Here is a 19,339-nt window from a genome sequence, read left to right as displayed (position 1 = left end):
GACATGAGCAGAAAAGTACTGGTAATAGGTGAAACGCGGGACGGAGTCTTAAGAAACGTAACCTTTGAGGCAATAGCGGCAGCTGAAACCATAAGCGATGGAGGAGAGATAGTCGGCCTTGTATGCGGGAGGGCTGGTTTGAAGTCACTTGCTGAAGAAATGATCCATTACGGAGCAGATCGAGCAGTAGTGGTAGAACATTCAAAATTGGAAACGTATACATCGGAAGGATTTGCCCAGGCCGTTGGGCGGATTATTGAAAAGGAGGAGCCCGATGCCATCGTAATGGGCCATACGGCGATAGGGAAAGACTTGACGCCGAAATTGGCCGCCCGTTTTGAAACCGGCTTAGTATCCGATGTGACTGAGTTGGAAGAAGCCGGTGACAATGTTGTCTTTACCAGACCTATATACTCAGGGAAAGCATTTGAAAAGAAGATCATTACCGATGGAATTCTTTTTGTGACAATCCGGCCTAACAATGTCGCGGCATTGGAAAAGGATACATCTCGTACTGGAGATATAACGGCAATGGAAGTGGAAATTGACGACTTGCGTACGGTTATTTCCGATGTCATAAAGAAAACTGCTGACGGAGTGGACTTGTCGGAAGCGAAGGTAATCGTCGCTGGTGGCAGAGGTGTGAAAAGCAAGGAAGGGTTCGATCCTTTGTACGAACTGGCAGAAGTATTGGGAGGTGCTGTTGGTGCATCAAGGGGTGCATGTGATGCAGACTATTGCGACTATTCCCTGCAAATAGGCCAGACAGGGAAAGTGGTTACACCGGATTTATATATTGCCTGTGGCATTTCCGGGGCGATCCAGCATCTTGCAGGTATGTCCAACTCTAAGGTGATTGTCGCCATCAACAAAGATCCGGAAGCAAATATTTTCAACATTGCTGATTACGGAATTGTAGGAGATTTATTTGAAATCATTCCTCAATTGATAGAAGAAATCAAACAGGCAAAAGTGAATGCCTGATGACAAATAGGCGGCAGAGGGCTTACGGGGCACTGTCGCCGCTTTTTTTGCACTTTTTCATGATGGTGGAAATACGATGAATCAAGAATAAATGAAATAAGAAAAATTGAATGGAAGAAACGACCTTGGAAATGATACATTGTAAGCAAACTATTAGCGTTAAAGGAAAAAAGGATGCTATACTCTAAGACGAATTAACATTTATCCTGACAAAAATGTCTGCTATACTAATGAATCATATCCGGAATCGGATGATAATTAGTAAAGCTTCCATCCATGGATGGAAAAAAGGACTCAAGAGGAGGAAATATAAATGGCAATTGTAACTGCAACCGATCAAAACTTCTCAACAGAAACAGGAGACGGTGTCGTTCTGGCCGATTTTTGGGCACCTTGGTGCGGGCCGTGTAAAATGATCGCTCCAGTTTTGGAAGAAATCGATGATGAGATGAGCGACAAAGTCAAAATCGTCAAACTTGATGTCGATGAAAACCAGGAAACAGCCGGGAAGTTCGGGGTTATGAGCATTCCTACACTTCTTTTATTCAAAGATGGAGAAGTAGTGGATCAAGTAATCGGCTTCCAACCGAAAGAAGCATTGGTAGATTTAATTAATAAGCACTCCTAAAAGTGCTGCCAACTGCAGTTGTACTGATAAATGCTCAAACAGTCCCTTGTTGCCATGATCGTGACAAGGGACTGTTTTAATGTCACCGATAACTTTTCAGAAGCCCGCAGGATGTGGGCCATGCAGACGTTGAGAGAGAAAGTGAGAACATAACCTGTATTTCTTTAAACAGGTAGTTGTGCTTTTTCTTTATTGGCATTAGACTCAATATCGCATTTGGGGGAAGTAACACATGAACGAACGTATAAAAGAGAAGCTTGCAGTACTGCCCGCTCAACCAGGCTGTTATCTGATGAAAGATAAACAAGGCACCATTATCTATGTGGGAAAGTCGAAAGTATTGAAAAACCGTGTCCGCTCCTATTTCACCGGGGCAAACGATCAAAAAACACAAAGATTGGTGCAGGAGATTGTGGAATTTGAATATATTGTCACCTCTTCTGAAATTGAAGCGCTTATTCTTGAAATGAATTTAATCAAAAAATATGATCCTAAATATAATGTCTTGTTGAAGGACGATAAAACATATCCCTATTTAAAAATAACAGCGGAAGAGCATCCCCGGCTGATCGTGACAAGAAAAGTAAAAAAAGACAAGGGGAAATATTTCGGTCCGTACCCGAATGTGATTGCAGCCAGAGAGACGAAAAAACTGCTGGACAGGCTGTATCCTCTGCGAAAATGCGATAAAATGCCGGACCGGGTTTGTTTATATTATCATATGAACCAGTGTTTAGGTCCTTGCCAGTTTCCAGTATCCCAAGAAACGAACAAGCAAATCGTTCAAAGCATCAGTTCTTTTCTGGGTGGCGGTCATAAGGAAATCAAAAAAGAACTTAAAACAAAAATGTATAAGGCATCTGAGGACCTCGATTTCGAACGGGCCAAAGAGCTGCGTGACCAAATCCAGCACATCGATGCAGTGATGGAACAGCAAAAAATGACGCTTAAAGATACAGTGGACAGAGATGTGTTCGGCTATTCCTTTGACAAAGGCTGGATGTGTGTCCAGGTGTTTTTTGTAAGACAAGGCAAATTGATTGAGCGGGATGTCTCGATTTTTCCTTTTTTTGACGATCCGGCTGATACCTTTTTAAGTTTTATCGGGAGGTTTTATCTTCATCAAAATCACCCGAAGCCGAAGCAGGTGTTGGTTCCCGCCCCGACTGACAAAGACTTGCTGAAAGAACTGCTTGAAGTGGATGTTACGGTTCCATACAGAGGAAGAAAAAAAGAGCTGGTGGAATTGGCAGAAAAAAATGCGGAAATTGCTTTGGAAGAAAAATTCTCTATCATAGAAAAGAATGAAGAACGGACAATCCTTGCAGTAGAAAACTTAGGAGAAAAGCTTCACATTGAAACCCCGCATCGGATCGAGGCTTTTGACAATTCGAATATCCAGGGAACCGATCCTGTGTCGGCGATGATTGTTTTCATAGACGGGAAACCGGACAAGAAACAATATCGGAAGTATAAAATCCGCAGTGTGGAAGGGCCGGATGATTACGAGACGATGCGTGAAGTAGTGAGGCGGCGTTACTCAAGAGTGTTGAAAGAGGGGCTTCCACTTCCAGATTTGATTGTAATCGACGGAGGAAAAGGGCAGATGAAGGCTGCTTCCGATGTCTTGGAAAACGAACTCGGCCTCGATATTCCTTTGTGCGGACTTGCCAAGGACGATAAGCACAGGACAAGCGAGTTACTTTATGGAGTTCCCCCTGCCGTTGTGGATTTGGACCGGAACTCGAAAGAATTTTATTTGATTCAGCGGATACAGGATGAAGTTCATCGGTTTGCAATCACATTCCATCGTCAGCTTCGGGGGAAAAGCGTGTTCAAATCAGAACTTGATAACATCCCGGGAGTAGGGGAAAAACGTCGAAGATTGCTGCTGAGGCATTTTAAATCGGTTACCGAGATAAAAAATGCCAGTCAAGAGGACTTGGTCCGTTTGGGGCTCCCTGCTCCTACTGCAGATGCGATTCTTCAACACTTGAATGAGAATGAGAATAAAGCAGAGGAATAAGTGAAACCGGATCGGCGCAATTGAATTGATTGCTCGCCAATCCGGTTTTTTTGTTGAAGTGACAAATATGAGTTTTTTGCCATGGACATGGAAGTATCCGCTTGGCAATAGATTTTCATTACAGTGTGTCAGGAAATATAGTAAGCGAAGACAGAATACAATGGAATTCCCGCCTGAAAGGCTGGTTTAAAGGAGAGTGAGTCAACTCAAAAGAACATGGTCCTTTTTCAATGAGGGCAGGCCTTACCCGTACAAAAAATGTTCTGACGAAAATGGGGCCGCGCCTTCCCATCGAGATGAGGGTAGACTCATCCGCTTGTGTTTCAGTCATTTCGTGTAGACGATACTCAAATGGACACTACTGTTTTTTGGTTTGACCTCTTCAATACCCTCGCAGGGAAGTCCTTTTATTTGTTGAATTGCCTCTGCAAGAAACCCGGCTTCCAAACGATAGTCGACTTCTGGCAGATGTACTTGCTGACGGGCATTGATTTGTTCAGCAGTTAATTCCCAAATCATCTCTCGCCGCTTTTCTTTTATCAATTGCAATTTTCCCCAGCCCATTTTTTCAAAGAAATGGATGATTTCGTCCACGCTGCCGATTTCCATCTTTCTTGCCAGGTTCTTACCCATTATGTATAGAATGGGCGGAGCTTCTTTTCCGAGCAATTCCGGCAGGCAAACGTAACGCAGTATATCATATCCGGCTCCGGATGTATGTAAAATATCAAGGGTGGTTCCGTCGGTAAGCTGTCTGTTTTTCCCCATGTCATTCATTCCTTTCCTACCAAACTATTATTACCCGATTTTGTCATTCATGCAACCCGTACTAGAAAAAACAGGCTATAATTCCTTACCCGCTGGAGGATTTTGTGAATCGTTTTCTTGACGCTCCACTAGGATAGAAGTACAATAAGTGTGTCACAAAAATGTGCATTTTTCGAGAAATCTCACGCGGTTGGTTTTCTATTTATTGGAAAGTAAAGCGCTTTATCCGGAAAGATGCACAGATCATATCATAAGGAATTTTTGGTGAGGGGGGTACACATGGCGGAGAATCGCGATTTTTTCTATCGCAGACTACATTCACTTTTAGGGGTAATTCCAATCGGTGTGTTTTTGATACAGCACCTGCTGGTCAATCATTTTGCCGTGTATGGGAGAGAAAGCTTTGAACAAGCGGCCGGTTTCATTCATGACTTGCCGTTCAGGATTGTGCTCGAGTTCGTGGTGATTTACATTCCAATTCTTTTCCATGCAATTTTAGGTGTTTATATTGTTTTTACGGTCAAGTACAACAATAGGCGTTACAGCTTTTTCCGGAATATCATGTTCACGCTGCAAAGGGTTTCCGGCATCATCACGCTTATCTTTATCGCTTGGCACGTATGGGAAACACGGATTGCCATTGGCCTTGGGGATGCAGAACTTAATTACAGCTTAATGGAGAACATCCTGACACAGCCGTTTATGTTCTGGTTCTACATTGTCGGAGTCGTTTCTACAACGTTCCATTTTGCGAACGGTTTATGGAGCTTCCTGGTTACATGGGGATTCACGATCACACCACGCTCTCAAAGAGTGGCTACATACGCAACGCTGGTCGTTTTCTTAATAGTAACCTATATAGGTGTAAGGGCGATCTTTGCTTTTGCCTACGGGGCATAAATTTAAACAGAAAATAAAGAGTATTAAGTGAAATAGGGGAGTGAGCAAAAAATGAGTAATCTTAACGTCGTCGTCGTTGGTGGCGGTCTGGCCGGCTTAATGGCGACAATAAAGGCAGCAGAAGCAGGAGTTCACGTCGATTTGCTGTCTCTCGTACCAGTAAAACGTTCTCACTCTGTTTGTGCGCAAGGTGGTATTAACGGGGCGGTTAATACAAAAGGAGAAGGAGACTCTCCATGGGAACATTTTGACGACACAGTCTACGGAGGCGATTTCCTTGCCAACCAGCCTCCTGTTAAAGCTATGTGTGACGCAGCGCCAAGCATCATCCATATGCTCGATCGGATGGGGGTAATGTTCAACAGAACACCGGAAGGCTTATTGGATTTCCGTCGTTTCGGCGGAACCCAGCATCATCGGACAGCATATGCCGGTGCTACAACCGGACAACAGCTCCTATATGCACTGGATGAACAAGTCCGTCGTTACGAAGTGGAAGGGTTGGTTACCAAATATGAAAACTGGGAGTTTCTTTCTGCGGTAATCGATGAAGAAGGCGTAGGTCGTGGAATAGTGGCCCAGCATATTCAAAATCATGAGATCAAGGTTTACAAAGCGGATGCAGTAATCCTGGCAACCGGAGGTCCGGGGATCATTTTCGGAAAATCGACTAACTCGGTCATCAATACCGGTTCTGCTGCAGGTGCCCTTTATCAGCAAGGTGCCATTTATGCAAACGGGGAATTTATCCAAATCCATCCGACAGCCATTCCCGGAGATGACAAACTCCGCTTGATGAGTGAGTCTGCCCGCGGCGAGGGTGGAAGGGTCTGGACTTATAAGGATGGGGAACCGTGGTATTTCCTTGAAGAAAAATATCCGGCATATGGAAATCTTGTACCTCGCGATATCGCGACGCGTGAGATTTTCGATGTTTGTGTCAACCAGAAACTTGGTATCAATGGAGAAAATATGGTTTACCTGGATCTTTCCCATAAAGATCCGAAAGAGCTGGATGTTAAACTGGGCGGAATTATCGAAATCTACGAAAAGTTTGTCGGTGAAGATCCGCGTAAAGTACCGATGAAAATTTTCCCTGCGGTCCATTATTCGATGGGCGGTCTTTGGGTCGATTATGATCAGATGACCAATATCCCGGGTGTTTTTGCTGCCGGCGAGTGCGATTATTCCCAGCACGGTGGAAACCGCTTGGGGGCTAATTCACTTCTGTCTTCTATTTTTGGCGGCATGGTTGCCGGTCCGAATGCCATAAAATATATCGAAGGACTGGAAAAAACGACAGAAGACATCCCCTCCTCTCTTTATGATGAAAAGCTGAAAGAGGAGCAAGAAACCTTTGAAAAATTGATGAGCATGAACGGCGAAGAAAATGCCTATCAAATTCATCGTGAGCTTGGAGAATGGATGACCGACAACGTCACCGTGGTCCGGGACAATGAAAAACTATTGAAAACAGATGAAAAAATTAAAGAATTGATGGAGCGTTGGGAGAATATCAATATCAATGATACTTCCCGTTGGAGCAATCAGGGTGTCATGTTTACACGGCAGTTGAAGAACATGCTGCAACTAGCCAGGGTCATCACTATCGGTGCTTATAATCGAAACGAAAGCCGTGGTGCCCACTATAAACCTGCATTTCCGGAGCGAAACGACGAAGAATGGTTGAAGACGACCAAGGCGTCGTATGATGCGGTTAACAATGAACCGGTCTTTGAATATGAAGATGTCGATGTGTCATTGATTAAACCAAGAAAACGAGACTACAGTAAGAAAAAATAAGGGGGGGCAAGGTAATCATGGCTGATAAAACGATAACTTTGATCATTACACGACAGGACAGTCCAGACTCTTCTCCCTATGAGGAAACCTTTAAAGTACCTTACAGAGAGAATATGAATGTCATATCTGCATTGATGGAGATCCGCAGAAATCCTGTCAATGCCAATGGGGAAAATACTACTCCTGTTTTTTGGGAAATGAATTGCTTGGAAGAAGTGTGTGGAGCATGTTCGATGGTAATCAACGGACAAGCAAAACAATCTTGTGCCACGCTTATCGACCAGCTCGAACAGCCTATCAGACTGGAACCGATGTCTACATTTCCTGTGGTCAGGGATTTGGCAGTGGACAGAAGCAGGATGTTTGATTCGCTTAAGAAAGTAAAGGCCTGGATTCCGATCGATGGAACGTATGACTTAGGACCAGGACCGCGTATGCCGGAAAAGAAACGGCAGTGGGCTTATGAATTGTCCAAGTGTATGACCTGTGGCGTTTGTTTGGAAGCTTGCCCGAACGTAAACAGCAATTCCGACTTTATCGGGCCGGCTGCGTTGTCCCAAGTCCGCTTGTTCAATGCGCATCCAACCGGACAAATGAATAAAGGCGAACGCCTGGAAGCTTTAATGGAAGACGGAGGTATCCATGGATGTGGAAACTCCCAGAACTGTGTCCAGGTTTGTCCGAAAGGCATTCCATTGACTACTTCCATTGCCGCAATGAACAGAGATACCAATATTCAAGCATTTAAAAACTTCTTTGGCAGCGACCATGTTTATTGATTATAAGTGAAACTGTCAGGAAAAGACTGCCTTTACCCAGATGGGTAAAGGCTTCTTTATCCTCGATTTGAAAGCGGTTACTTTACTTTTGATGAAAGGCGGACAGAAAATGAAAGCAGTCAATTACATAGAGGATTTTGAGAGTTGGAAAAAAAGTTTTGCATTTTTCATCCCTATCCAAATCCGTTTTTCGGAAACGGATATGTTCGGCCATGTGAACAATGTTTCACCATTCATCTACTTTGAAGAAGCTCGCATTGCTTTTTTAAAGGAAGTGGGTTTGTTCCGGGACGATATGCAAAATACAGATACCATTCCGATTGTGGCAGACTTGCAGTGTGACTATCATCGCCAAATGTATTTCAATGATCAAATGAAACTGTATGTCAAAGTGAACCAAATCGGTAATACATCCATTGACATACACTACTTAGGTGTTAATCAAAAGGAAGAATTATGTATCACAGGTAGGGGAAGACTGGTCCAGATAAACGTTTACACCGGCAAACCGGCGCCATTCTCCGAAGAGGAGAAGAAAAGGCTTGCTTCAGGACCGTGACACCTTCCCTCATTCGTAAAATATCCGCATAATTAAGCAAATCTAATTCACGGGTTATACAACTTTCACATAAAATACATTGACTAAATAAACACCCTTCACCATGTGGCTTTAAAGACAGCAAGGAGGGGTTAACACTTGAATGATAGTGACTACAAGCCGAAGCAACTATTGACCAAACGTGAGAAAGAAGTATTTGAACTTCTAGTACAGGACAAAACAACAAAAGAAATAGCCCAGGAACTGTTTATTTCACAAAAGACTGTTCGGAATCACATATCAAATGCTATGCAAAAATTAGGTGTCAAGGGGCGTTCACAAGCAGTCGTAGAGCTCCTTCGTATGGGGGAACTTAAGCTCTAGTAAGAAACCGACTTTCTTTTTGAAGGTCGGTTTTTTAAGTTGCATTCTCAAGGGATAGAGAATCTCTCCTTACGGCGGTTATGATCGCAAACGGTAGAAACCATGATACAAGCAAGGGAAAAACGGGTATGTGTTTAGGCATAACGTTTTCAACGGTTGCTGCATTTTTCGTCGTGGGAGGGGACTTTGTGATACAAGAAGTCATAGAATCAGATAAAATCATTTTACTCACTTCACTATTGCTTTTATTCAGTATTTTGATAACCAAGTTGTCGGACCGCTTTGGCCTGCCATCGCTGGTACTGTTTATAGGAGCGGGAATGGTGGTCGGTTCAGACGGACTCGGATTGCTATATTTTAATAATGTACAAATAGCCGAGGCAATCGGTGTTTTTTCACTGGTTGTGATTTTGTATGAAGGTGGAATTCAAACGCACTGGAAGACCATCAAGCCGGTGGTGCTGCCTTCTGTTTCGCTTGCTACGATCGGTGTGCTGCTCACGACCACTATTGTAGCTGTCGGGGCCAAATTGGTATTCGGTTTCAGCTGGCTGGAATCATTTCTTTTAGGTTCGCTTGTCGGTTCAACCGATGCTGCAGCAGTTTTTGCCGTCTTAAAGGATAAGAACATCGATGACAAAATTGAAGCAACACTTGAAGGGGAATCCGGGACGAATGATCCGATGGCTTTCTTTCTGACCATCTCCTTTATAGAATTGATTACGACAGATCGGTCGGGGATATGGTCACTGGCACTGCAATTTTTTTGGCAAATGGCAGGGGGATTGCTGTTAGGACTTTTTATCGGAAAAATGGCAAGTGTTTCTCTTAACAAAATAAAACTGTCATCCGGTGGGTTATATCCGTTGTTTGGATTGGCTTTTGCCTTTTTTTCGTATAGTGTTACCTCCCTGGTGAATGCCAGCGGGTTTTTAGCGGTATATATAACGGCGCTTGTGGTCGGAAACCTGGATTTATCGTTCCGGGAATCGATTCACAAGTTTAACGAGGGTTTCAGTTGGATGGCGCAAATATTGATGTTCATCATTCTAGGTCTATTTGTATTCCCTTCGCGTCTGTTTTCTGATTGGATTATCCTCCACGGCCTTTTGTTATCAGGGATTTTGATTTTGGTTGCAAGGCCGATCGCGACCTGGATTTCCCTTCTTCCCTGGCAGTACAGCTTGAAGGAAAAGGCATTTTTATCGTGGGCCGGCTTAAGAGGTGCCGTTCCGATTATACTGGCTTTATTTCCCATGCTTGCCGAAATGGAGAATAGTCAGTTGTTTTTCAATGCCGTGTTCTTTATTGTGTTGACTTCTGCACTGATCCAAGGGGCGTCCATTCCGTATGCGGCAACAAAGCTTGGATTGGTCAATCCGCTCCCACCTCACGATCTCGAACAACTCCAAGTGCTCACTGTTGGTCAAAAGAATCTTGACATAGTACAATATAAAGTTGAAAAACAGGATTGGGTAAATGGCAAAAAAATCAAAAACATCCGTCTTCCCAAAAATACATTGATCAACGCAATCGTCCGCCATGGCAAGGTAATCACTCCGGATGGAGATGCATTGATCCAGGAAGGGGATTCACTCTATATATTGGCAGAGCAACATTTACAGGGAGCAATAGCTGACGATTTAAAAACAGGATCCGTTACGGAAGCGGACGCAGATTAAACAGCTGCTCTTGCACTTTTAGGATTTTATGATTACATTTTATATAAGTGTCCTGCCGAAAGGGGGCTAGCAGTTGCATAACACTTCAGAAGAAACAACGATCGCAGAAATCGAAAAAAGGTTACGGTATATAGCAGCAATCATTAAACAAAAAGGTAGAGAAATCTTGACCAATTACCCGATTACCGCTCCACAGTTTGTCGCCTTGCAATGGTTGAACGAAAGTGGGGACTTGACCATTGGCGAACTGTCCAATAAAATTAATCTGGCTTTTAGCACCACTACCGACTTAGTAGACAGGATGGAAAAAAACCAACTAGTCGAGAGACGGAAAGATTCCAAAGACCGTCGGGTTGTACGGATCCATTTACTTGATAAAGGGAAAAGGATCATAAAAGAAGTCATTAAAAAACGCCAGGAGTACTTGGGAGAGGTATTAGAAAATGTTTCGGATATAGAGGTTGATACACTGGAACGTATATTGAACCTGCTCCACTTACAGATGGAAAAAGTCAGCACAAAATAAGAAAAGGAGCGAGAACGGTGGATCAGCCAATTGGTGTAATAGATTCCGGTGTCGGAGGGTTGACAGTTGCCCGCGAATTGATGCGTCAGCTGCCGCGAGAGGAATTGATTTATTTAGGAGATACCCTTCGTTGTCCATATGGACCGCGTCCAGAACAGGAAGTCATTCAGTTCACGAAAGAGTTGGTGAACTTTTTAATGAGAAAAAGAATAAAAATGCTGGTGATTGCCTGCAATACAGCAACAGCCTTCACACTTGAACTGCTACAAAAAGAATTGCCCATCCCGGTTATAGGGGTGATCCAACCAGGAGCAAGGGCGGCGATAAAATCGACAGAAAATCTTCACATAGGAGTCATAGGTACGGAAGGGACCATTAAAAGCCAGGCATATCCTACTGCTTTGAAAAGCATCAATGAGGAAATCCATATCAATGCCCTGGCCTGTCCTCGTTTTGTTCCAATGGTCGAACAGGGAATACTAGCGGGCGAAGAAACATACCGGATTGTTTCCGAAACCCTGATTCCTATGAAAAAGAGCAATCATATCGATACGTTGATATTGGGCTGTACCCATTATCCCCTTCTTCGTGAAGTGATACAGGAAGTGATCGGTGACAAGGTGACCATCATATCTTCAGGCGAAGAAACAGCGAGAGAAGTAAGCACGATCCTGGAATATCAAAACAAGCTGTTCAATGGGGATCGCAGGCCGCAGCATAAGTTGTATACTACCGGAAAACTCACGGTGTTTGAACGAATTGCTGAATCGTGGCTTGATCAGCCTGTAGCGGAAATAGCGAATATATCACTAACTGTTTGAAAAAAGGGTCGTACAAAAGATAGACTGAAACCAAGAATCGATTGGTGCTTCGAAACTTTACGTTTCGAACTCGATTGATTCTTGTTTTTTTACATAAAGAATCAATTTCATCATTGCTCTTTTTTTGCAGAGTTGTGCAGAATTTATAAACATGTTTTTGAAAATGCCGCCTTCTAGCGTTTTGTCATTAGCCTGTACGTAGCCCGAATACCCTCCGCTTTCCGCGGGGGAGTGGCAAGCCTTCTCGGGCAGAGCCCTGTGGGGTCTTGCCGATCTCCCGCTTCCCGCAGGAGTCTACGGGTATTCGGGCTACTCAGTCATTATCTTGTTGTTCCTATTTTTAATCAAAAGGTAGATCTATAAGAAAAACCACTTTTAAATAACTTATGCAACATGACTTTTCTTAACTGAGCATTAATACGATCTGCAGCTAATTTTGATGCATGAAAAACAAGCGTCACCAGGTCAAAGTGAACCTTGGCACGTTTTCCAGTACGATAACGAACATTATTAAGCTGAAAAAACTCTTTAAAGCATTTTTTCCTTCACTGTTTTTCTTGACACGCAGCAAGAATCCACAATCAAGTTTAAAGATAAAGTCATGGCATGTCCGATTTTTCTTATAAACCTCGTTTCCCCGGGAGAATTTGCGGCCAAGTTTACGATACTAGAAGATTTGTCCAGACAAAATTTCTGATGCTTGGTCTAATTTTTCATACAGACCGTATATATAGTAGTACAAACCATCGTAGGAGGGGAAAACATGAGGAAGCGGTCATTGATCATTACTGTGGGCATTGTAAGTGCAGCCTTCGGGTTAACAGGTTGTGGGGTATTTCAGGGAGAGCAAACTCTGAAGGAAATGGATACTCCTCCGGAAGAAGCATCCCTTACAGATAACTTGGATGAGGTGACAGAAGAAGAGGGACAACAAGCAGAAGAGGATAGCCAGGAGACGGAAGGGACAGAGGCTGGAACAGATACAGAAGAAGCGGAGCCGACAACTGTTGAAAGGCAATTGTATTTACTTGATGCTAATGGAATGGTAGTTCCGCAAACATTGGAGTTACCGCAACTGGAATCGAAAGAGGTGGCAAAACAGGCGCTGGAATATTTGGTGAAGGACGGCCCTGTCACAGAGCTTCTTCCGGATGGCTTCGAAGCAGTATTACCAGCCGGAACGACCATCAATAGCCTGAATCTTAAGGAAGGCACATTGACAGTGGACGTTTCAGAGGAATTTGCCGAATATCAAGCAGAAGATGAACAGAAGATTCTTCAATCCATGACCTATACCCTCACTCAATTTGAAAATGTAGACAAGGTAAAACTGCAAATAAACGGGAAAGCGAAAGAGGAGATGCCGGTTAGTGGCACTCCGATCGGCAAAGGCGTTTCCAGAGCAAATGGCATCAATATTTATAATGGCGACAATATCGATTTGATGGATAGTAAAGCAGTGACGCTTTACTATCCGGCCCAGCAAGGAGAGCAGGTTTACCACGTGCCGGTCACCCAACATGTCGAGGCTGAAGATGCGGAGGATTTTGCTTCGATCGTACAAGCATTGGTAGATGGTCCGTCACTCGATTTGAACTTGCTGAATGTGTTCAATGCGGGAACAAGTCTCACTGCAGAACCTACCATCAAAGATGGGGTGCTGACACTTGATTTTAACGAAAATATATTGAACAGTGTAGAGAACGCCTCTATTGCGGATGAAGTCATGGAAACCTTGGTATTGACTTTGACTGATCAACCCGGAGTGGAAGCTGTTGACGTGAATGTAGCAGATATGGAAGAAATTTACAACGAAGCAGGCACGGCTTACACAGAACCTGTCACGAAAAGCATGTTTGTGCCTACGGGCAATTTGTAATCAATGAAGGGAGCCGGTACGACTGGCTCCCTTTGGCATGTTCTCTTATTTTATTTGCACGGGATGAGTTTTAAGCGTTCATCATGAGATACGACGATCTGCCTGGTTTTACAGTATGAACTTATATAAATTGGCAAAAATATGTTACGATTAATAAGTGATTAGAAGGAGGATTCTTACAATGAGAAATAACGATAGAAAAGTTAATGAATTAAGACCAATACATATGGAAGTAGATTATGTCAAACATCCAGAAGGATCGGTCCTCATAACAGTAGGCGACACGAAAGTGATATGCAATGCAAGCATCGAGGAGCGTGTACCTCCATTCATGCGTGGCTCTGGAAAAGGCTGGATCACAGCAGAGTATGCGATGCTTCCGCGGGCGACCGAGCAACGTAACATCCGGGAATCCTCAAAAGGCAAAGTGGCGGGAAGAACGATGGAAATTCAACGGTTAATCGGCCGCTCGCTTCGCTCTGTTGTAGATTTGGAGAAAATAGGTGAGCGGACGGTCTGGGTCGATTGTGATGTGATCCAGGCAGATGGCGGAACGAGGACGGCTTCTATAACCGGTGCTTTTGTCGCCGTGGTGCTTGCTTTCGGAAGCCTTGTGGAAAAAAACATTCTCAAACAAATACCGGTAATTGACTACCTTGGAGCTACCTCGGTCGGGGTCCTTCCAGATGGAACAGAAATTCTTGATTTGCAATATGAAGAAGATTCCCAGGCACACGTAGATATGAACATCGTCATGACTGGATCTGGTGAATTTGTGGAGATACAAGGAACAGGAGAAGAAGCGACCTTTTCGATGGAACAGTTGCAAACGATGCTCGGGCTTGCCGATGAAGGGCTGCAGGAGATCTTTGCCATACAAAAACAAGCCCTTGGGAAATGGGCGGATTTTATCGGTGAGCATACGGCTAAATAAAAACTGTGGGGAGAATCGTCATGGAGCAATTAATCATAGCTACTAAAAACAAAGGGAAAGTTGAAGATTTTCGAAACTTGTTTTTAAAATATAATATTACGATTAAATCTTTGCTGGACTTTGACGAAAGCATACCGGATATTGAAGAAACCGGTGAAACGTTTGAAGAAAATGCGGCTTTAAAAGCTGAGACGATTGCAGAAAGGTTTTCGCTTCCAGTATTGGCAGACGACTCCGGCCTGGAAGTAGATGCGCTGGACGGCAGGCCGGGGATTTATTCAGCCCGTTACGCTGGTTTGGAAAAAAGCGATCAGGCAAATATCGACAAGCTGTTGGAAGAATTGAAAACCATCCCGGAAGAAGAACGCACTGCGAGATTTGTTTGTGTATTGGCGGTTGCAAGGCCGGGAAAACCGACCCTTTTCAAGCGTGGCACGTGTGAGGGAAGGGTTGCCGATCAGCCGACAGGAGAAAATGGATTTGGTTATGATCCCGTATTCTACCCTAAGGGATCAACGAAAACAATGGCTGAGATGACTCCAGAAGAAAAGAATCAAATCAGTCATCGAAAGAACGCGATGAACCAGCTGGAAGAGTGGCTGCAAAAGCTTTAAAGGGGGTGAAGCCGTCATGCCGAAAGTACTAATCATGAGCGACAGTCATGGATGGACAGAAGAAGTGGCAAAAATCCGTGATCGACATAGAGAAGAAGTAGACCAGTTCATCCATTGTGGTGACTCTGAATTGGATGCTGATGCGCCCGAGTTAGAGCACTTCATGAAAGTGGCCGGAAATTGTGATATGGACAGCCGAATGCCTGATGAGATTCATTTTTCTGTAGAGGATTTGCATTTCTATGTGACGCATGGCCATCTGCACCAAGTAAAAAGCACGTTGATGCCTTTATCCTACCGCGCAGAAGAAGTAGGCGCGCAGGTGGTATGCTTTGGCCATACCCATATGGCTGGAACGGAGCGGGTAGGTAATCAATTGTTTATTAATCCTGGCAGCATCAGATTGCCGCGCGGCCGAATTGAGCATACGTATGCTATATTGAGCTGGGGAGACAAACTTGAAATAACGGTCGAATTCAAAGACTTGAACGGGAAAACAGTCGAGGATATGGTTTTTCATACATCGTTGAATTGAAGGAAGATTGTAAACGGCCGAAAGCCAAGGCAAGGCCGTTTACAGTCAATCCCTCCAAATTTTAATGGAAAAGTTTTAAAATCGGTTGACAAGTGGGTTGATAGTTAATATAATGAATCTTGTCCGTTAAAGACGAAGCAAATTAACCGCAGCACACACTCTGTTGAATAAGTGCTAAGTGATTGTGCGGGTGTAGTTTAGTGGTAAAACCTCAGCCTTCCAAGCTGATGATGAGGGTTCGATTCCCTTCACCCGCTCCATACATAATCTTCGTTTAATTTAATACTCTATTTTCATGTCCCAGTAGCTCAGCAGGATAGAGCAACAGCCTTCTAAGCTGTGGGTCGGGAGTTCGAATCTCTCCTGGGACGTCATCATTGAGGGTTCAACTGTCCAGTTGAACCCTTTTTCACAAGATAAGATAGTATTAATTTCAGAGATGTCCAGCTCCAGCGCCTGGCTGGCTCCCGAGACCTCAAGCAAATTTTTCGGGCAAAAGAATGTCCACCGGGGGGCCTTGCCATAGAAGTGATAAAATCAGCTTGTATTCATTTGAACAGGTGTGCGCTTTTTTTAATTTTACGGAACAGATGAAATGGACTTAATCGGCATTCGCTTCTGACAAGCGGATGCTGAATTTCTATTTAGTGAATAATTTTTTTCTGACGGTTTTCGATCCACAGATTTAGGGTACAGATAAGATAATGATTATACATATACAACAGGTGAGGAAGGATGCGGATGAATACAAAGCAAGATAAGGTGATTATTTTTCCGAAGTGGAAGGAAGCCTTGGAAGAAGAGAGCTTGCAGGCACTAAAGGAAAAACGGTATGAGGACGCTTTACATAAGTTGAATAAACTCATTGACCATGAAATTTATTCACACGAGATTTACGCAGGGAAAATCATTTGTTTGATGGAGCTAGGAGACACAGATGAAGCGGAAGCATTGTGCCGCGACCTTGTTTCCCTTGAAGATGAGTACTTCTTTGAGTACTTGCATATATACGCCACGTTGTTGTTTCAAATGAGCGAGTATGAGCAACTGATAGAAATCATTGACGATGTGTTTGCCCGTAAAACGGTGCCCGAACCGATGAATGCCCAGCTGGAACAACTTGCGGAAATGAGCGGGAAGCTGTTGCAGGATAAAATGCAAGAAGAGGCGAATGATCACATTAATGAACTGAGCAAAGCGGTGAAACAGGGGGATCCGTTGCGTCAGTGGCGCATCATCGTACAAAGCAGTAATTTGAAGCCGGCTCCTTACTTGCGTTACCTGAAACAATTGCTGAAAGACGACAGGATTGACCCGGTGGTAAAAACAGCAATAGTGGAATGGCTTGTTTCACAGGAGGTCGATTCGGAAGTAGTAGTTGAAAAAGCAGGATCCGAGCTATCTGTAAACCCAGCAGATTTTAAAAGTGTGGAAGACCACCCTGTTACCAAGCAAATAAAGGTGCTTTTAAGGGAAGTAGAGCAGGATAATCCAACTTTGTATCAGCTTTTGGAAAAACTGCTGTATCGTTATTTATATGTAAGATACCCATCCATGCCTTTAGAAGAAGAACTAATCGCTGTCAGCCATGCCATCAAAATAATGGGGGCGAAATATTTGCAGCTGGAAGGTCTTTATCATACATATAAAAAACAAGCAGGAGAATTGGACGTTCATACATATATGGAGGAAATAGCCCGTAATGAAAAAAGTTATTTCTCCATCATCGAGGAATAGGTTCTAAGATGAAATGTGTTTTATCACAAATTCCCAGTCTGTTCTAATTGTTGAAAGCAGGTCTGTTTATGTTATAATAAGGTGGTTGCAATTGCGTTCCGCCTTCGTATGATTTAATTATACACCGAATGAACGTCAAACAAGACATACTGAATTTATAGATGTTGGAGGGAATTACATGTCAGCAAAATGGGAAAAACAAGAAGGAAATCAAGGGACTTTAACCATTGAAGTTGATGCGGATAAGTTCGACAAAGCATTAGATCAAGCTTTCAAAAAAGTGGTTAAGCAAGTACAGGTTCCTGGATTCCGTAAAGGGAAAATGCCAAGAGGACTATTTGAACAGCGTTTTGGTGTAGAATCATTATACCAGGATGCGGTCGATATCATTCTTCCTGAGGCTTACACAAATGCTGTTGAAGAAACAGGCATTGAGCCGGTAGATCAACCGGAAGTGGATGTGACTCAAATCGAGAAAGGCAAGCCGCTTGTATTTACGGCACAAGTTACTGTTAAACCTGAAGTAAAACTAGGAGAGTACAAAGGCCTGGAAGTAGAAAAGGAAGATACGGAAGTAACGGATGAAGACGTTGAGCATGAGCTTTCTCATATGCAGGAACATCAAGCGGAGTTAGTCGTCAAAGAAGAAGGAACAGTCGAAGAAGGCGACACGGTCGTTATCGATTTCGAAGGTTTCGTTGATGGGGAAGCATTTGAAGGCGGACAGGCGGAAAACCATCAATTGGAAATCGGTTCAGGTTCCTTCATTCCTGGGTTTGAAGAACAGTTGATTGGAAAAGAAACTGGAGCTGACACAGAAGTACAGGTGACTTTCCCTGAAGAATACCATGCAGAAGAGCTTGCTGGTAAGGAAGCTACCTTTAAAGTCAAGATCCATGAAATCAAAGGAAAAGAATTGCCGGAACTTGACGACGAGTTCGCAAAAGATGTCGATGAAGATGTCGAAACACTGGAAGAACTTCGCAACAAAACAAAAGAGCGCCTGAAAGAACAAAAAGAGACGGATGCTGACAATAAAATGCGTGAATCTCTGATCGAACAGGCATCTGAGAATGCAGAGGTTGATATTCCGGAAGCAATGGTAGAAACAGAACTTGACAGAATGGTGAAAGAGTTCGAGCAGCGCTTGCAAATGCAAGGGATGACCATGGACATGTACTACCAATTCTCCGGTACGGATGAAACAGGCTTGAAAGAGCAAATGAAAGATGATGCTGAAAAGCGTGTCAAAACCAACTTGACTCTTGACGCAATTGCCAATCAAGAAGAGGTCGAAGTTACGGACGAAGATGTCGATAAAGAGCTTGAGTCGATGGCTTCGATGTATCAAACAGAGGTCGATCAGTTGAAACAAATGCTCGGTGGTAACACAGACGCCATCAAAGAAGATCTTAAATTCAAAAAAGCAATTGACTTCCTGGCAGAGCATAGCAAAACAAAATAATATAAAATGGGAAAACAAGGTGCGATTCTGGTTCGTGCCTTGTTTTCTCTATAAAAACATGTTGATTAAAAATGCACTGAGCGGGTTATAGTAAAAAAGCTGTCAGTCATAACATAAAATCGGCGGCTTGAATATAAAATAAAAGACAAACTTACATAACATATTAGTTGACATTTTAGAATCTTCTTACATAATAAGATTTACACTGTTTGTTCAAACTGTTCTGCTGATATTTACTGCTATCGGTTTATTCAGACGGTTTGATGGCAAGACTTTTGATGGGACTGTTTACAGCTGGCACGTAGATGGGATGTGGCCATTTGAGGTATTTTACTT

General features: G+C 43.4%; 18 protein-coding genes, 2 tRNA genes and 1 pseudogene. 19 read left to right on the top strand and 2 right to left on the bottom strand.

Features of this window, described 5'->3' with window-relative positions; translation table 11 throughout:
• Positions 1-3: 3 nt before the first annotated feature.
• The 3 genes from F6X55_RS16105 to uvrC all read left to right on the top strand — a co-directional run bounded on the left by F6X55_RS16105 (position 4) and on the right by uvrC (position 3,638).
• On the top strand, positions 4-984 hold the full coding sequence (locus F6X55_RS16105) for an electron transfer flavoprotein subunit alpha/FixB family protein (protein ID WP_026569764.1): 981 nt from the start codon (positions 4-6) through the stop codon (positions 982-984).
• A 313-nt stretch (positions 985-1,297) separates the two neighbouring features.
• Entirely contained in the window at positions 1,298-1,612 is a 315-nt protein-coding gene (trxA, locus tag F6X55_RS16100) for a thioredoxin (RefSeq protein WP_026771093.1), read from the top strand.
• A gap of 232 nt (positions 1,613-1,844) precedes the next feature.
• Positions 1,845-3,638: an excinuclease ABC subunit UvrC gene (gene uvrC / locus F6X55_RS16095; protein WP_026569765.1), complete on the top strand. Its 1,794-nt coding sequence runs from the start codon at positions 1,845-1,847 to the stop codon at positions 3,636-3,638.
• Between the two features lie 327 nt (positions 3,639-3,965).
• Here uvrC and F6X55_RS16090 read toward each other — a convergent pair whose 3' ends face one another.
• A complete protein-coding gene (locus F6X55_RS16090; protein ID WP_026569766.1) occupies positions 3,966-4,406 on the bottom strand; it encodes a YslB family protein in 441 nt (146 codons plus the stop codon).
• 279 nt (positions 4,407-4,685) lie between these two features.
• On the opposite strand from F6X55_RS16090, the gene F6X55_RS16085 reads away from it, so the two are divergent.
• The 8 genes from F6X55_RS16085 to racE all read left to right on the top strand — a co-directional run bounded on the left by F6X55_RS16085 (position 4,686) and on the right by racE (position 11,839).
• The gene (locus F6X55_RS16085; protein ID WP_026569767.1) at positions 4,686-5,306 is read left to right on the top strand and encodes a succinate dehydrogenase cytochrome b558 subunit; all 621 of its coding nucleotides are present in this window, start codon (positions 4,686-4,688) and stop codon (positions 5,304-5,306) included.
• Between the two features lie 51 nt (positions 5,307-5,357).
• Entirely contained in the window at positions 5,358-7,109 is a 1,752-nt protein-coding gene (sdhA, locus tag F6X55_RS16080) for a succinate dehydrogenase flavoprotein subunit (RefSeq protein ID WP_026569768.1), read from the top strand.
• Between the two features lie 17 nt (positions 7,110-7,126).
• A complete protein-coding gene (gene sdhB, locus F6X55_RS16075; protein WP_026569769.1) occupies positions 7,127-7,888 on the top strand; it encodes a succinate dehydrogenase iron-sulfur subunit in 762 nt (253 codons plus the stop codon).
• A gap of 109 nt (positions 7,889-7,997) precedes the next feature.
• Complete coding sequence (locus F6X55_RS16070) at positions 7,998-8,447, top strand: acyl-CoA thioesterase (protein ID WP_153464716.1); 450 nt, start codon at positions 7,998-8,000, stop codon at positions 8,445-8,447.
• A 138-nt stretch (positions 8,448-8,585) separates the two neighbouring features.
• Positions 8,586-8,810 (top strand): helix-turn-helix domain-containing protein, encoded by a 225-nt coding sequence (locus F6X55_RS16065; RefSeq protein ID WP_026569771.1) that lies wholly within the window; start codon positions 8,586-8,588, stop codon positions 8,808-8,810.
• Between the two features lie 188 nt (positions 8,811-8,998).
• Positions 8,999-10,492, top strand: coding sequence for a potassium/proton antiporter (locus F6X55_RS16060; protein WP_051382005.1), 1,494 nt, complete (start codon positions 8,999-9,001; stop codon positions 10,490-10,492).
• A 73-nt stretch (positions 10,493-10,565) separates the two neighbouring features.
• The gene (locus F6X55_RS16055) at positions 10,566-11,018 is read left to right on the top strand and encodes a MarR family winged helix-turn-helix transcriptional regulator (protein ID WP_153464714.1); all 453 of its coding nucleotides are present in this window, start codon (positions 10,566-10,568) and stop codon (positions 11,016-11,018) included.
• 17 nt (positions 11,019-11,035) lie between these two features.
• Positions 11,036-11,839: a glutamate racemase gene (racE, locus tag F6X55_RS16050; RefSeq protein WP_026569773.1), complete on the top strand. Its 804-nt coding sequence runs from the start codon at positions 11,036-11,038 to the stop codon at positions 11,837-11,839.
• Positions 11,840-12,183: 344 nt separating this feature from the next.
• Here racE and F6X55_RS16045 read toward each other — a convergent pair.
• Positions 12,184-12,369 (bottom strand): annotated as a pseudogene (locus F6X55_RS16045) (hypothetical protein); the annotation flags it as partial.
• Between the two features lie 233 nt (positions 12,370-12,602).
• Here F6X55_RS16045 and F6X55_RS16040 point away from each other — a divergent pair.
• The 8 genes from F6X55_RS16040 to tig all read left to right on the top strand — a co-directional run bounded on the left by F6X55_RS16040 (position 12,603) and on the right by tig (position 19,003).
• Positions 12,603-13,718, top strand: a complete 1,116-nt coding sequence (locus tag F6X55_RS16040; protein ID WP_153464712.1) for a GerMN domain-containing protein — start codon at positions 12,603-12,605, stop codon at positions 13,716-13,718.
• A 181-nt stretch (positions 13,719-13,899) separates the two neighbouring features.
• Entirely contained in the window at positions 13,900-14,652 is a 753-nt protein-coding gene (gene rph, locus F6X55_RS16035) for a ribonuclease PH (protein ID WP_026569775.1), read from the top strand.
• A 20-nt stretch (positions 14,653-14,672) separates the two neighbouring features.
• Positions 14,673-15,266 carry an XTP/dITP diphosphatase gene (locus F6X55_RS16030; protein WP_026771096.1) on the top strand — a complete coding sequence of 198 codons (594 nt, stop codon included), beginning with the start codon at positions 14,673-14,675 and terminating at the stop codon, positions 15,264-15,266.
• A gap of 16 nt (positions 15,267-15,282) precedes the next feature.
• Positions 15,283-15,801: a metallophosphoesterase family protein gene (locus F6X55_RS16025; RefSeq protein ID WP_026771097.1), complete on the top strand. Its 519-nt coding sequence runs from the start codon at positions 15,283-15,285 to the stop codon at positions 15,799-15,801.
• A 186-nt stretch (positions 15,802-15,987) separates the two neighbouring features.
• Positions 15,988-16,061, top strand: a tRNA-Gly gene (locus tag F6X55_RS16020).
• A 37-nt stretch (positions 16,062-16,098) separates the two neighbouring features.
• Positions 16,099-16,172: transfer RNA gene (locus F6X55_RS16015), tRNA-Arg, on the top strand.
• 370 nt (positions 16,173-16,542) lie between these two features.
• Positions 16,543-17,538 carry a tetratricopeptide repeat protein gene (locus F6X55_RS16010; protein WP_026569777.1) on the top strand — a complete coding sequence of 332 codons (996 nt, stop codon included), beginning with the start codon at positions 16,543-16,545 and terminating at the stop codon, positions 17,536-17,538.
• Between the two features lie 178 nt (positions 17,539-17,716).
• Positions 17,717-19,003, top strand: a complete 1,287-nt coding sequence (gene tig / locus F6X55_RS16005) for a trigger factor (RefSeq protein ID WP_026771098.1) — start codon at positions 17,717-17,719, stop codon at positions 19,001-19,003.
• Positions 19,004-19,339: the final 336 nt, after the last annotated feature.

It is taken from the genome of Sediminibacillus terrae (genome assembly GCF_009602435.1).
GTDB classification, from domain to species: domain Bacteria; phylum Bacillota; class Bacilli; order Bacillales; family Amphibacillaceae; genus Sediminibacillus; species Sediminibacillus terrae.
The sequence above is the reverse complement of the archived record's forward strand: the minus strand, read 5'-3'. Positions and strand labels throughout refer to the sequence as shown.